Source organism: Celerinatantimonas yamalensis (genome assembly GCF_046054155.1).
GTDB lineage: Bacteria > Pseudomonadota > Gammaproteobacteria > Enterobacterales > Celerinatantimonadaceae > Celerinatantimonas > Celerinatantimonas yamalensis.
The window spans coordinates 14,754-28,735 of record NZ_JBEQCT010000008.1 but is presented as its reverse complement, the minus strand read 5'-3'; the positions used below and the strand labels follow the sequence as shown (position 1 = coordinate 28,735).

Annotated in this window: 14 protein-coding genes; all 14 read right to left on the bottom strand. The window is 45.3% G+C overall.

Annotated elements, in window-relative coordinates; translation table 11 throughout:
• Positions 1-13 precede the first annotated feature (13 nt).
• The 14 genes from lipA to leuS all read right to left on the bottom strand — a co-directional run bounded on the left by lipA (position 14) and on the right by leuS (position 13,805).
• Complete coding sequence (gene lipA, locus ABUE30_RS14890) at positions 14-979, bottom strand: lipoyl synthase (RefSeq protein ID WP_408624625.1); 966 nt, start codon at positions 977-979, stop codon at positions 14-16.
• Positions 976-1,632 carry a lipoyl(octanoyl) transferase LipB gene (gene lipB / locus ABUE30_RS14885; RefSeq protein ID WP_408624624.1) on the bottom strand — a complete coding sequence of 219 codons (657 nt, stop codon included), beginning with the start codon at positions 1,630-1,632 and terminating at the stop codon, positions 976-978. The genes lipA and lipB overlap by 4 nt, the downstream gene beginning before the upstream one ends.
• Positions 1,632-1,895, bottom strand: coding sequence for a DUF493 family protein YbeD (ybeD, locus tag ABUE30_RS14880; protein WP_408624623.1), 264 nt, complete (start codon positions 1,893-1,895; stop codon positions 1,632-1,634). Before ybeD ends, lipB begins: the two co-directional genes overlap by 1 nt.
• Positions 1,896-1,991: 96 nt before the next feature.
• Positions 1,992-3,170, bottom strand: a complete 1,179-nt coding sequence (locus tag ABUE30_RS14875) for a serine hydrolase (protein WP_408624622.1) — start codon at positions 3,168-3,170, stop codon at positions 1,992-1,994.
• Between the two features lie 83 nt (positions 3,171-3,253).
• The gene (locus ABUE30_RS14870) at positions 3,254-4,072 is read right to left on the bottom strand and encodes a septal ring lytic transglycosylase RlpA family protein (RefSeq protein WP_408624621.1); all 819 of its coding nucleotides are present in this window, start codon (positions 4,070-4,072) and stop codon (positions 3,254-3,256) included.
• Entirely contained in the window at positions 4,056-5,033 is a 978-nt protein-coding gene (gene mltB / locus ABUE30_RS14865; protein WP_408624620.1) for a lytic murein transglycosylase B, read from the bottom strand. Before mltB ends, ABUE30_RS14870 begins: the two co-directional genes overlap by 17 nt.
• Positions 5,034-5,049: 16 nt before the next feature.
• Entirely contained in the window at positions 5,050-6,162 is a 1,113-nt protein-coding gene (gene rodA / locus ABUE30_RS14860; protein WP_408624619.1) for a rod shape-determining protein RodA, read from the bottom strand.
• Complete coding sequence (mrdA, locus tag ABUE30_RS14855; protein WP_408624617.1) at positions 6,155-8,023, bottom strand: penicillin-binding protein 2; 1,869 nt, start codon at positions 8,021-8,023, stop codon at positions 6,155-6,157. The genes rodA and mrdA overlap by 8 nt, the downstream gene beginning before the upstream one ends.
• A gap of 9 nt (positions 8,024-8,032) precedes the next feature.
• Entirely contained in the window at positions 8,033-8,503 is a 471-nt protein-coding gene (rlmH, locus tag ABUE30_RS14850) for a 23S rRNA (pseudouridine(1915)-N(3))-methyltransferase RlmH (RefSeq protein ID WP_408624616.1), read from the bottom strand.
• Positions 8,500-8,841 carry a ribosome silencing factor gene (gene rsfS, locus ABUE30_RS14845; RefSeq protein WP_408624775.1) on the bottom strand — a complete coding sequence of 114 codons (342 nt, stop codon included), beginning with the start codon at positions 8,839-8,841 and terminating at the stop codon, positions 8,500-8,502. Before rsfS ends, rlmH begins: the two co-directional genes overlap by 4 nt.
• A gap of 152 nt (positions 8,842-8,993) precedes the next feature.
• A complete protein-coding gene (gene nadD / locus ABUE30_RS14840; protein ID WP_408624615.1) occupies positions 8,994-9,665 on the bottom strand; it encodes a nicotinate-nucleotide adenylyltransferase in 672 nt (223 codons plus the stop codon).
• Positions 9,641-10,666: a DNA polymerase III subunit delta gene (holA, locus tag ABUE30_RS14835; protein WP_408624614.1), complete on the bottom strand. Its 1,026-nt coding sequence runs from the start codon at positions 10,664-10,666 to the stop codon at positions 9,641-9,643. The genes nadD and holA overlap by 25 nt, the downstream gene beginning before the upstream one ends.
• Before the next feature lie 2 nt (positions 10,667-10,668).
• Positions 10,669-11,205 (bottom strand): LPS-assembly lipoprotein LptE, encoded by a 537-nt coding sequence (locus ABUE30_RS14830; protein WP_408624613.1) that lies wholly within the window; start codon positions 11,203-11,205, stop codon positions 10,669-10,671.
• Positions 11,206-11,222: 17 nt separating this feature from the next.
• Positions 11,223-13,805, bottom strand: coding sequence for a leucine--tRNA ligase (leuS, locus tag ABUE30_RS14825; RefSeq protein ID WP_408624612.1), 2,583 nt, complete (start codon positions 13,803-13,805; stop codon positions 11,223-11,225).
• Positions 13,806-13,982: the final 177 nt, after the last annotated feature.

The window sequence follows — 13,982 nt, the reverse complement described above, 5'->3', positions numbered from 1 at the left end:
GGCCATTGGACTATTATTTCACTTCAACACCCTGAGCTTGAAGATCAGCATGGTAAGATGATCGAACCAGCGGACCACAAGCTGCATGGGTAAAGCCCATCTCCAGTGCTTGTGTTTTGAGCTCTTCAAATTCTTGAGGTGTGACATACCGTTTAACAGGAAGATGATGGCGACTTGGTTGTAAGTATTGACCAAGTGTTAACATGGTGACGCCATGGGCACGCAGATCACGCATTACTTGCAGAATATCATCATTGGTTTCACCAAGGCCCATCATCAATCCGGATTTGGTGGGAATGTCAGGATGACGTTTTTTAAACTCTTCGAGTAATTTGAGTGACCAATCGTAATCAGCACCTGGGCGAGCCATCTTGTACAAATGAGGTGCTGTTTCCAGGTTGTGGTTGAAGACATCTGGTGGATTTTGATCGATGGCTTCGAGTGCTTTTTCCATTCGACCACGAAAATCTGGGACTAAGGTCTCAATCCTGATCTGTGGGCTTTTTTCGCGGATAGATCGTGTTACTTCTGCAAAATGACTTGCCCCACCATCACGTAAATCATCGCGATCTACCGAGGTAATAACCACATAGCGTAATTTCATATCGGCGATAGTTTGCGCTAATTTCGCAGGTTCATCGGCATCGGGGGCCAGTGGTTTACCATGGCCGACATCACAAAATGGACAACGGCGAGTACAGATGTCACCCAAAATCATAAAGGTGGCCGTACCGTGGTTAAAACATTCAGACAAGTTAGGGCACGCAGCCTCTTCACACACTGAATGCAGATTATTTTTGCGCATCGCGTTTTTTATCTCGTCGATTCGAGCAGAGCTTGATGGCAGTTTAATTCGCATCCAATCGGGTTTGCGTAATGGTTTATCCTCAGTGGCAAGAATTTTGACTGGAATAAAGGCCATTTTGTCGGCGTCACGTAGTTTGACACCGGGTTCTAAGTGTTTTTTCGTCGTGCTCATGATGCGGCTCCTAAATCTTGTTCACTCAGTGGGGCACCGAGCAATCCGGTTATCACCGGTAAAAATGTATTGATAGCTTCGTCCACATGTTGTGGGCCAGCCAAATCTTTGGTTTGGGTCATCTCCAAGCCAGCGTAGCCACAAGGGTTAATCTGGTGAAATGGTGACAGGTCCATATTGACGTTCAGTGCTAAGCCGTGAAATGAACAGCCACGACGCACTCGAAGCCCTAACGACGCGATCTTTTTACCATCCACATAGACACCAGGCGCATCTGCTTTGGGATAGCCACTGATCTGGTAATAAGCGAGGGTATCGACTACCGCTTGTTCCATAATCGATACCAACTGACGAACGCCCAATTTGCGTCGCCTTAAGTCGAGCATCAAATAGGCTATCATTTGTCCGGGGCCATGGAAGGTGACTTGCCCCCCTCGATCTGCTTGAAATACTGGGATTGTTCCAGCGCTTAAAATATGCTCTGATTTTCCGGCTTGTCCCTGCGTAAATATGGCTGGGTGTTCAACCAACCATATTTGGTCGGGGGTATCATCATCACGATTATTAGTAAAGTCATGCATCTTCTGATACATGCTCGGATAGTCAACTAATCCCCAACGGATAATATCAATGGCTAATTTATTGCGGGTCATTACAAAACATGGCGCACGTCGTCGATGGCACCTAGCTCCTGATAGAGTTGCTCAATATGTTCATTGCTGGTTACTCGAACGCTTAATGTAAATGCGCGATAATTACCTTTCGTACTGAGACGACTTGAAGGGGAATATTCACCGGGTGCCAATCGTTGAATGACTTCCAGAACTTCGTCTTCCAACGAATCGTTGGCAACGCCCATCACTTTAAAGGTAAAAGCGCATGGAAATTCAAGATATTCATCAAATTTGGTATTCATGGGTCGACTGTATTATTGAGTGAAACGCCGGCGGTATGCCGGCGTATTAAGGCGCTATTTTAAACTGAAATAACGATTTTGTCTTGTCTTGGATGATTAGAACCAGCTAGCAAACAGCTGACGAATGTAATCAAGCAGTTGTTTAAAGATACTGCCTTTTTTAACGTCCTGAAGTGCAACTAGTTTATATTGTGCAACATCTTTGCCATCGAGTTTGAAATGCAATGTTCCGACCACATCCCCTTTGGCGATAGGCGCTTTTAAGGTTTTATCAAGTTCATAACTGGCTTTGAGATTTTTCGATTGGCCACGTGGCACGGTGACTGCAACATCTTTATCCACACCTAATGAGATGTTGTTAATGTTGCCGCCCCAAATCCGAGCTTTGACGAAGCTATCGCCAGCTTTGTATGGTTTGACGGTATCAAAGAAGCGAAAGCCCCAGACTAATAGTTTTTTACTTTCTGCTTCACGGGCATATATAGTCGGTGTGCCTAATACCACCGTAATCAGACGCATGCCGTTATCTGTGGCGGAGGTCACAAGGTTATAACCGGCATTGTCGGTATGACCTGTTTTCATCCCGTCGACATTGAGACTTTTATCCCACAATAAGGTATTACGGTTGTACTGTGTAATCCCATTATAAGTGAATGATTTTTCAGAATAAATTTTATATTCTTGAGGTAAGTCAGCAATTAATCGTCGGGCTAATGTGGCCATATCACGGGCGGTCACGTAGTGATTAGGCTGATCCAAGCCATCTGGATTCATAAAGTGACTGTGCTTCATCCCCAGTTTTTGTGCCCAGTTGTTCATCAATTGGGCAAATGCATCACTACTGCCAGCAATGTAGTCAGCCATTGCCACACAGGCATCATTACCTGAGTCAATAATGATCCCACGGTTAAGCTGCTCAACGGTTACTTGCGTATTAATTTTCAGGAACATCTTAGATGATCCAGGAAAATTAACAGACCAAGCATCACGACCAATGGTCACTTCATCGCTGCGCTTGATGGTGCCGTTTTTGATCTCTTGACCGATAATGTAACTCGTTAGCATTTTGGTCAAACTTGCTGGCGCTCGGCGTTCATCCGCATCACGTTCGGCTAAGATTTTTCCAGAATTATAATCCATGACAATATAAGCTTTTGCCGAAATCGCCGGAGGATTAGGAACGATATAAGATGTTGCAAAAACGCTTTGTGAAGCGATAGACAAGGCACATCCCAAGACTGTTGTTTTGACTGTTGTGATTAAACTCTTTTTCATCATCTAGCTTATTAATCAATTAGGTTACAGTAATTGGCAAAGTGTTATTGGCGTAATAGCACTAGCCACGTGATGCGGATTAATCAATTTGTATGCTCTATCGTAACGATAAAGGCATCCTTATACTGGCCCTGACGCATCGTCGTTTTGGCCTGCTCAGCGAGTTTTCGGCTCGAGTAAGGGCCAAGCCTTAATTTTTGCCAATTATCAGCTTGAACAACAACCGTTGGGTAACCTTTTTGTTTTAACAGACGTTGTTGTTGATTTGCCGTAGCAGTGTCCTTAAAAGCAAGTAATTGTACATAAAAGTTATCTGTTTGCACGATTGATAACGAATTTTTATTATCAATCGGTGCAATTGCTACTTTTTTTGGTGCACTTGGATCGATAAGTGTTACTTCCACTTTTGTCGTACCAGAAGCTAACATACCCAGTTTATAAGCGGCTGCATAGGATAAGTCAATGATCCGTTTGCTATGAAATGGACCCCGGTCATTGACGCGCACTATAACTGATTTTTGATTGGCAAGGTTGGTTACTCGCACATAACTGGGTAATGGCAGATGTTTATTAGCGGCGCTCATACTGTACATATCATAGATTTCGCCATTGGAGGTGCGGTGACCATGGAATTTTAATCCGTACCATGATGCCATTCCAATTTGTTGATAGTGCTTGATCCCGCGCCACACACGATAACGTTGGCCATTGACCGAATAATCTTGATTGCCCGCGCGGCTGAGGGGCTCAACATGTGGATGGGCGTTTTCAATCGTTGCCATATTCGGTGGATGAGATGGGTAGGCATCATGACTCATCCGATAGCGGTCCGAAGTCGATGAACAACCTGCCAACATGATTAATGTGGCAAATATTAGCCAAAATCTACTTGTGATAAGCATGTTTGATCTGCTGACTGAGTTGATAGACAGCCATTGCATACAGCGGACTGGTATTATAACGGGTGATTACATAAAAATTATGAAAAGTGATCCAGTATTCTTTTTGGCTCATCGACGTGCTCAGATCGAGCAGATTAACTGGTGTGGTTGCAGCAATATCCGCCGCTTTAGGGGGCTCGTTTGCTGAGAATTGTTGCCACTGGTAAGGAAGCTCGCGCTTTTTGTTGGCTTTTTGAACCATTGCGGTTGTAACCTGATTGAGCGTGATCGCCACCGGCGCATTTTCTGTCCAGTGATGTTGGTGAAAATAATTGGCGACGCTCCCGATCGCATCGATAGGATTATTAATCAGATCGATATGTCCATCGTGGTCAAAATCGACTGCATAGTGCAGGTAGCTTGATGGAATAAATTGACCATAGCCCATGGCCCCTGCGTAAGAGCCTTTAATCTCGCCGTAGTTCCAATTTTGCTGCTGGCTGAGGCGAACAAATGAGGCAAACTCTCGGCTAAAAAAGCGACTGCGTTTGGGGTAATGAAAACCAAGGGTATACAGTGAATTTAACACCGAATATTGGCCTTTATGTTGGCCATAGCGAGTTTCAACCCCAATGATTGCGACGATAACTTGTGCTGGAACCTGATACTGTTTTTGCGCACGTTCAAGTGCTGGTTGGTATTTTTTCCAAAAGGCAACGCCTTGCTCTATGCGAGATTGCGTTACAAAGAGTTTTTGATACTGATACCAAGGTTTGGCCTCATAAGGACGATTGATAGCAGCTAGTACTTTGGGTTGAAATTGTGCCTGTTCCACGGCTTTGTGCAATGCCGAATAAGGGACGTGCGATTTTTGACTCAGCTCTTGTAACTGCTGCTCCGTGTGACTATCTATCGTGGCGGCAAAGCACTGCGTTGCCATCATGATCAAACTAGCTGAGAGTATCCAACGAACGTTGGGCATATGACCACTCCTATGACTATTGCGCGTAAAAACGTTTATGTGTTTGAATTGACATGAGCATGCCAAAACCTGCTAGCAGTGTCACGATGGATGTTCCGCCGTAGCTAATCAGAGGTAGAGGAACCCCAACCACGGGTAATATACCGCTCACCATCCCAATATTAACAAAGACGTAAACAAAAAATGTTAGAGTAATACTACCGGCGAGCAATCGCTCAAAGGCGTCTTGGCCTTGGACTGCGATATATAAACCGCGTCCGATAATATACAAATATAGAAGTAGGAGTATTGATACGCCAACCAATCCGAACTCTTCAGAAAAGACAGCAAAAATAAAATCGGTATGCCGTTCAGGGATAAAATCAAGCTGACTTTGCGTCCCATGCATCCAACCTTTACCGAATAATCCACCAGAGCCAATGGCTATTTTCGACTGAATAATATGGTAACCCGTTCCTAACGGATCGCTTTCTGGATGCAAAAAGGTTAAAACGCGTTGACGCTGATATTCATGCATCAAGAAAAACCAAAGGACGGGTAAAAATGACGCAGCGGTCACAATCGCCGCGGCGACTAACCGCCAACTCATCCCCGCCAAAAAAAGGGCAAATATGCCGGAAACTGCCACCAATAAAGCGGTGCCAAGGTCGGGTTGTTTAGCAATTAACAAGACGGGAGCCAGCACAATCACCCAGCCTATCATTAGGTGTTTAAAACGTACAGGTAGTGGATGTTGACTGACATAGCGAGCAACCATCAAAGGCACTGCAATTTTCATTATTTCAGAGGGTTGAAATTTAACGAATCCTAGATCCAACCAGCGCTGTGCGCCTTTACCGATATGACCAATAACTAACACCGCGATGAGCAAGGCAAAACCGGCTGCAAATAGCGGCGGTGCCCAACGTCGGTATGTATCAGGAGGGAGCTGCGCCAAAGTGATCATGGCCCCAATAGCTAACCCAATACGAATACCTTGACGGGTGATAACAGCTTGGCTTTCACCACTGGCGCTGTAGAGGATAAATATGCCAAGGGTGAGTGTTGCTAACACCCCTAGTAGCAGGGGCCAATCAATATGGAGTTTCCACCAAATCGATTCACGTTGTTTTGTCGTTGCATTACTCATGGTGAACGAGCTCCGGATCATGGGCAAAATAGCTATCAAACAAACGGCGTGCAAACATGATTGCTGGGTAACTGCCTCCTGCATTTTCTAAGGCAACCGACGCGATCACCTGTGGGTGCTTGTAGGGGGCATAACCAACAAACATACCATTATCTCGGTTGCGTTCGGTTAAGTCCTTTCTCAGCGCTTCCCCATCAGCCCGACTGACCAACTGGGCTGTCCCTGTTTTACCTGCGGCGATATAGTTTGCACCCAAAAAGGCGCGATGAGCGGTGCCATGCAGTTCATTGACGACAGCATACATTCCTGCTTGCGCGATCTTCCAATTTTGTGGATTGTGTAACACAATCGGTTTGCGCACATCGGGTGGTACAACTATCTTCTGTCCATTGGCAGCGATACTGTTGAGTATGCGCGGGGTTATAATTTTCCCGTTATTTGCCAAAATATTGATTGCTTCACCTAACTGCAGAGGCGTTGCTGTCCAATAACCTTGGCCAATTCCCACTGAAATAGTATCACCCTGCCACCAAGGTTGATGATAACGCATCTGTTTCCATTGACGACTTGGCATATTCCCTTTGCTTTCTTCGTGAATATCAATACCCGTATATTGGCCAAAGCCAAATTTACTCATGTAATTGTGAATGGTATCGATGCCAGTATTGTAGGCTAACCAATAAAAATAGGTATCGACACTCTCTTTAATGGCTTTATGAACATCCACCCAACCATGCCCCCAGCGCTTCCAATCACGGAATTTACGCCGAGTATTAGGAATTTGAAACCAGCCAGGGTCGAAAATTTTCTCGGTAGGCGTGATCTTCCCACTTTCTAACCCCATAATGGCTAATAATGGTTTTACTGTTGAACCTGGCGGATAAGTGCCTTGCGTTGCACGGTTAATCAATGGGCGATTCTTTGACGCTAAGAGTGCACCATAGGATTTACTACTGATTCCATTGACAAATTCATTCGGGTTGTAACTGGGACTACTTGCCATAACAAGCACACCACTGTCTTTGGCATTTAATAGCACGATAGCACCGCGTTTTCCTTTGAGCAGCGCCATCGCTTGTAGTTGTAAATTGATATCAATATTGAGGTAGAGATCTTTACCTGGAATGGGGGGAACCACTTTGAGCGTGCGGATAATCCGGCCACGGTTATTCACTTCAACTTCTTGATAGCCGACTTTACCATGCAGTAATTGTTCATAGTAGCTTTCAATTCCCCGCTTACCAATATTGCGAGTTCCTGCATAATTACTCGTTTCCCCTTCGGCTTCAAGACGTTGCTGATCGCCAGTATTAATGCGCGATACATATCCTACCACATGGGTTAGGGCACTCCCATAAGGATAATAACGAATCAGATGTGATTCGATACTGACCCCTGGATATTTAAATTGATTGACACTAAATTTGGCGACCTGTTGCTCGGTGAGCTCACTCATCAGTATGACTTGTTTAAAGCGTCGGGTATGTTTGAGATCGCTATAAAAGCTACTGATATCATCATCGCTAATATTGAGCAACTTGGTTAACTGTTGCACAGTTTGATGGAGATTTTTGACATCCTCTGGAATCAGCTCTAAGTCAAATGAAGGTCGGTTTTCGGCGAGCAAATAGCCGTTGCGGTCGTAGATCAAACCGCGCGGCGGCGCTATTGGTAGCACGTTAATCCGGTTATCGTTAGAGCGAGTTGTGTAGAGCTGATACTGATCAATTTGCAAATAATAGAGATTCGCAAAGAGAGCACCTATTAAGATAATGACAAAAAATAGACAAAATAGCGTTCGACGCAAAAATAACGCGGATTCAGCACTATGATCTCGAAGGGCAATGCGCTTTTTAAGCATACGGGGGGGTTACTCCCGGTGATATGGATGGTTAGCGGTGAGGCTCCATGCCCGATAGAGGCTCTCAGCGACTACAATGCGCACGAGTGGATGCGGTAGCGTCAAGTTTGACAGTGACCAATGTTGCTCTGCTGCAGCGACACATTCAGGCGATAGCCCTTCTGGGCCGCCGATGAGCAGACTGACATCACGGCCATCCATCTTCCAGCGTTCCAGCTGGGTTGCCAATTCTGGTGTATCCCATGCGTTACCTTGAACTTCCAAGCAAACGATGCGATTTGTTCGGCCAACAGCGGCAAGTGTCAGTTCACCTTCTTTCTCAAGAATACGACGAATATCTGCGTTTTTGCCACGTTTGCCTGCGGGAATTTCAACTAACTCCAAGGCGAGATCTTTAGGAAATCGCCGAGCATATTCTTGAAAACCTTGTTCAACCCATGTCGGCATTTTCGTGCCGACAGCAATTAACTGAATTTTCATCCAACACGAGACTCAGTTTGGGGTTTCCAAAGTTTTTCAAGTTGGTAGAAATCTCGAGACTCATCTTGCATCACGTGGATAACAACGTCACCTAAATCGACCAAAACCCATTCTCCGGCGTCACCACCTTCACTACCTATCACAGTGAGATGGGCGAGTTTGGCTTCGTTAAGAATATTTTGAGCGATAGATTGAACATGACGTTTGGAATTACCACTGCAAACTACCATATGATCTGTGATCGTAGATTGCTGATGAACATCTAGTACGGCGACATCGCGCCCTTTCATATCTTCAATTTTATCGACGACAAATTTGACGAGTGCTGTTGTCTGCACCAAGTTAAACTCCACGGTTTTATGTAACGAATCTTAGTATATCATGGCTTCTCTTTAAGCGTTAACCCGTATCCATCTATGCTGTTGTGATTAACGCAATTAGGATGAACCCGATCAGTGAATAAGGGGAACATTGGTGGCATACATGGTCTTTATTGGCCATCATGATTTTTGCACATCGAACTTGTTTGGTAGAGCTGATGGCTCACAATATAATCATAGACAGCGGTTGCTAAACTGCCCTTGGCTCGTTGAGGTGCATCATATAGATCCGTTCGAATCGATGATGAGGCCATGTCAAAGGGTTCTAATTCAGTTAGCCAGACAGCACCAGCGAGTTGTTGATGTAGCTTATCTATATGTGTGGTTTGGTGCTGTGCAAGCCAATCTGTGATCGGTTTTGACAGTAATGGGTGATACCCAGGACGAGCAAAAACAGCCAAATGAGCTAGATCAGTCATGGCTTGCCAGTGTGACCAGCGATCCAATGATTGAAATGAGTCCATCCCCAGGGCAAAAATGATCGGTGTTTCTGGAAATTGTTGGCGGAGTTCCCTGAGTGTTAAATAAGTGAAAGATGCGCCACTTTGCCAAAGTTCGCGGTCATCAATTGACAAATGAGGTGAGCCCTCAATAGCTAGCTCAAGCATCTTGAGGCGATGTTGATCACTGACATTCGTCGTCTGTTTCAGTGGTGAACATTTAGCGGGCAATAAATACGCATGAGAGAGTCGAAGCGCCTGTCGTAATTGTTCAAGACTTTGAACATGCCCTAGATGAACGGGATCAAATGAGCCGCCTAGGTAAAGTTTGGGTTCGAGCACGGTAACGTTCCCCATAGCGGTGATGCAAAAATTAAAATTAATTGAATAAACTCCCGCCAACTCTCATCACTATGCAAGCTCTTAATACTCGTATCTAAAGCTGCTAGCTGAACTCTCGCGGCTTTAAGCTGCGCAAGACTTAATCGCAAGGTCGCTTTCTTGAGCAAAGTTTGGCGTTTATGCCAAATTTTATAATGCTTCCAAAGGTGCCCTTCATCGGCACCCAATTTGAGCTGTAACATGACTTTTAAATCTTTATCTAATAGCCAATTGAATAGGGTGAGTTCATCGCCTTGTTGACGGATTTGTTTGGCTATCTGCTGGGCGCGCGCTAAATCGCCTTCCCAGAGTGTATCCACCAATTGGTATTGGCTAAACTGACCCGATTCGGTCAATGTTTGCTCGACTGTTGGTAAATCAGTTTGACCATCGGGATAGATCAAATGAAGCTGTTCTATGACTTGATTCAGCGCAGTTAAATTGCCTTCATAGTAATAGATGAGGCGAGCGGCTAATGCGTCGCTGGGGGATAGCTGATAGTGTTGCAGGCGTTGACTGACCCAACGCTTAAGCTGTTCACCTTGAGGAGTCATTGCTTGCACAATCAGGCCGTTTTGCTCAATCCATTGATACCACTTTTGTTTTTGTTGCGTTTTTTTAAGCTGAGGTGTGATGAGCAATATACACACATCTGTGTGGAGCGATTGGGTTAGGGTGTGTAATTGTTCATGGGCGGTTTTGTCTAAACTTTTTTCAAGGTGAATTTCAAGTAACTTCAGAGGCGAAAATAAAGAGAGCTCTTGGATCTGTTGAAACAACGTATGCCACGCAAACTCTGCATCATAATGAAAGTTAAGCCGTTCAACATTACCGGCAGATAGCACTCTTGTTCGGATTTGTTCGCAGCTTTCATGAATGATTAAAGGATCATCACCGCAAACCAAGTAGGCAGGAAAGACTTGGCCGAGTTGTCGGCCAAGTTGTTCAGCGTAGATCTTCATAACTAGTGAATAGTCGCCAACTGGCGAATAATTTGCTCGGCAGCCATGTCACTGAGTTCTTTATCGATCAACTGTTGCTCACGCATTTTGGCCAGCGCTTGCTCGGTATCATCGGTAAAGTCGCGGTGCAGCTGAACACTGATTGGATATTGCTGGTTATCTGCAGTCGTTACTGTACCGCTTACGGTATAGCTCAGCTCGCTCTCCGCGTCAGTCCCATCGGAATATACTGAAACGACTCGGCTACTGGTACTTGGTGATTTAAGTACAAATACCGGTACATTCGGTGAAGGCGCATCCACCAGCGTGACATTATTGCGGCGTAATTTATCTTTTAGTGCCAAAGTTAATGGACTATAGGGATCAGAACTTACCAGATACAACGTGTGAAATTTACTATTAATTAAGTAATTATCACGTAGATGAAATCCACAGGCACTGAGTAGGCAAAGGCCACTAAGCAGTACCACGAATCGACTGATACTTTTTCCACGATGTTGTAAAAGTGCTCGCAACGAGCACCGCATATATTTGGCCATAGTCACTCGACTCTCGATTAATTTGCGACAATATTCAATAGCTTACCAGGTACAAAGATCACTTTACGAATCGTTTTGCCCTCGGTAAACCGGCTGACATTTTCATCGGCTAATGCTTGGGCTTGAACGCTTTGTTGATCGGCGTTTGCAGCGACTGTAAATTTAGCTCGCAGTTTGCCGTTTACTTGCACCACAATCAGCTTACTTTGTTCAACCAAGGCATCCTCATCTGCAACAGGCCAAGCGGCTGTTTCGATTGGGGTTTGATGACCAAACTCACGCCATAAGTTGTGACAAATATGGGGTGTGATAGGTGAAAGCATCAACACCACCGCTTGCATGGCTTCATAGCCAATGGCGCGGTTTGTCGCATCGCTAAAGTCTTGTTTGTTGATTCGATTCATCAACTCCATAATCGCTGCAATAGCCGTATTAAAGGTCTGACGACGACCAATATCATCGTTGACTTTGACGATGGTTTTATGTAACTCACGGCGTAGCTCTTGTTGGTCCGCTGTCAATTTTGACACGTCATAATCGCTGCTAGTTCCGGCAGCTATAAGCTCAAAACATTGACGCCAGATCCGTCGTAAAAAGCGATGTGCGCCTTCAACGGCTGAGTCTTGCCATTCAAGTGTTTGTTCAGCCGGTGCGGCAAACATCATAAACAATCGAACCGTATCTGCCCCATAGCGTTCAACCATCACTTGTGGGTCAATCCCATTGTTTTTTGACTTCGACATTTTGCTCATGCCCGCATAATGTAGCGGGCGTTCTACGCTGATTTGCTTGGCGGTAATGATGCGGCCTTTTTCATCACGGGTAACTTGCGCATCCAGTGGTGAGACCCAGTTTTTACCACCCTTTTCATCTTCATAGTAGAATGCATCCGCGAGCACCATACCTTGTGTGAGCAACCGTTTAAAGGGCTCATCTGAGTTAACAAGGCCAGTATCGCGCAGCAATTTATGGAAGAAACGAGCGTATAACAAATGCAAAATAGCGTGTTCAATGCCGCCGATATATTGATCTACGGGCAGCCAGTAATTGGCCGCTTCAGGATCAAGCATCACTTCATCAGAAGTTGAACAGAACTTCGCGTAATACCAGCTTGATTCCATGAACGTATCGAAGGTATCGGTTTCATGGAACGCTTTTTGACCATTATAGGTCGTTTCAGACCAGGTTGAGTCAGATTTAAGCGGCGACACCACGCCATTCATTTCAACATCTTCTGGCAAACGTACGGGCAGCTGATCTTCAGGAACAGGAACCACATCACCGTTTTCCAGATTTAACATTGGAATGGGGCTACCCCAATAACGCTGACGTGAAACGCCCCAATCGCGCAGGCGATAGTTCACTTTTTTCTCGCCTTTACCTTGCGCGATAAGTTCAGCTGCGATGGCATCAAAAGCGTGGCTAAAGTCTAGCCCATCAAATTGTGCTGAATTAAATAAGGTGCCTTTTTCGGTATAAGCCTGCGTTGATACATCGGCAGGTTGACCATTTTCATCTAAGATGACTGGGGTAATTGGGATATCATATTTTTTAGCAAATTCAAAATCGCGCTCATCATGAGCTGGAACCGCCATCACCGCACCTGAGCCGTAATCCATCAGCACAAAGTTAGCAATCCAAATGGGGACTTCGTGAGCGGTGAGTGGATGAACCGCTTTAAACCCAGTGTCCATCCCTAGTTTTTCCATAGTTGCCATGTCGGCTTCAGCAACTTTGGTGTTTTTACATTGCTCAATAAACTCACTAATCTTGGGATTATGGCTTGCCGCTTGCAGTGCTAATGGGTGCTGAGCGGCAACAGCGACGTAAGAGACCCCATAAATAGTATCAGGACGGGTCGTATAGATGGTTAGCGGTGTATCATGCTCTGCAACCGTAAAGGTGGCTTCAACCCCTTCAGAGCGGCCAATCCAGTTACGCTGCATGGTTTTTACTTGCTCTGGCCACTCATCCATTTGATCTAAGTCGGTGAGCAGCTCTTCAGCATAAGCGGTGATTTTGATAAACCACTGTGGGATCTCTTTTTGTTCCACCAATGCACCAGAGCGCCAACCGCGACCGTCGACGACTTGTTCATTGGCTAATACGGTTTGGTCAACTGGGTCCCAGTTAACGGTGGCCATTTTCTTATAGACCAACCCTTTTTCATATAACTTGGTGAAGAACCATTGTTCCCAGCGATAATATTCAGGACGACAAGTTGCTAACTCGCGGCTCCAATCGTAGCCAAATCCCAGCTGCTTGAGCTGTTTTTTCATATAAGCGATATTTTCGTAGGTCCATTTCGCCGGTGCGGTATTGTTTTTAATCGCCGCGTTTTCAGCAGGTAGACCAAAGGCATCCCAACCCATCGGTTGTAAGACATTTTTGCCTTGCATACGTTGATAACGAGAAATGACATCACCGAGGGTATAGTTACGCACATGACCCATATGAAGTCGCCCGCTTGGGTAGGGGAACATACACAGGCAGTAAAACTTCTCTTTACCTGGTTGTTCAGTGACTTTAAAGGTCTGGTCAGCTTCCCATTTTTGCTGGACTTGGGGTTCGATATTGTGCGGATTATATTGCTCTTGCATGGGTGATCATTTCCGGAAAATTAGATTGTTCTAGACGAATCTGACGTTAATGCCTATAGGATACTGGCTCCGCTGCGATACAACAATAGGCGGATGGCGGATGGACGGAATAAAAGCGATTGTTTAGGCTAAATATTCCTCAATCCCTTTGCTCCCATCCGTGCCCGATGCAACAGC

Bases quoted from the DNA above. Each gene is read 5' to 3' on its own strand.
- lipA (WP_408624625.1), bottom strand. From the start codon at position 979: ATGAGCACGACGAAAAAACACTTAGAACCCGGTGTCAAACTACGTGAC.
- lipB (WP_408624624.1), bottom strand. From the start codon at position 1,632: ATGACCCGCAATAAATTAGCCATTGATATTATCCGTTGGGGATTAGTT.
- ybeD (WP_408624623.1), bottom strand. From the start codon at position 1,895: ATGAATACCAAATTTGATGAATATCTTGAATTTCCATGCGCTTTTACC.
- ABUE30_RS14875 (WP_408624622.1), bottom strand. From the start codon at position 3,170: ATGAAAAAGAGTTTAATCACAACAGTCAAAACAACAGTCTTGGGATGT.
- ABUE30_RS14870 (WP_408624621.1), bottom strand. From the start codon at position 4,072: ATGCTTATCACAAGTAGATTTTGGCTAATATTTGCCACATTAATCATG.
- mltB (WP_408624620.1), bottom strand. From the start codon at position 5,033: ATGCCCAACGTTCGTTGGATACTCTCAGCTAGTTTGATCATGATGGCA.
- rodA (WP_408624619.1), bottom strand. From the start codon at position 6,162: ATGAGTAATGCAACGACAAAACAACGTGAATCGATTTGGTGGAAACTC.
- mrdA (WP_408624617.1), bottom strand. From the start codon at position 8,023: ATGCTTAAAAAGCGCATTGCCCTTCGAGATCATAGTGCTGAATCCGCG.
- rlmH (WP_408624616.1), bottom strand. From the start codon at position 8,503: ATGAAAATTCAGTTAATTGCTGTCGGCACGAAAATGCCGACATGGGTT.
- holA (WP_408624614.1), bottom strand. From the start codon at position 10,666: ATGAAGATCTACGCTGAACAACTTGGCCGACAACTCGGCCAAGTCTTT.
- ABUE30_RS14830 (WP_408624613.1), bottom strand. From the start codon at position 11,205: ATGGCCAAATATATGCGGTGCTCGTTGCGAGCACTTTTACAACATCGT.
- leuS (WP_408624612.1), bottom strand. From the start codon at position 13,805: ATGCAAGAGCAATATAATCCGCACAATATCGAACCCCAAGTCCAGCAA.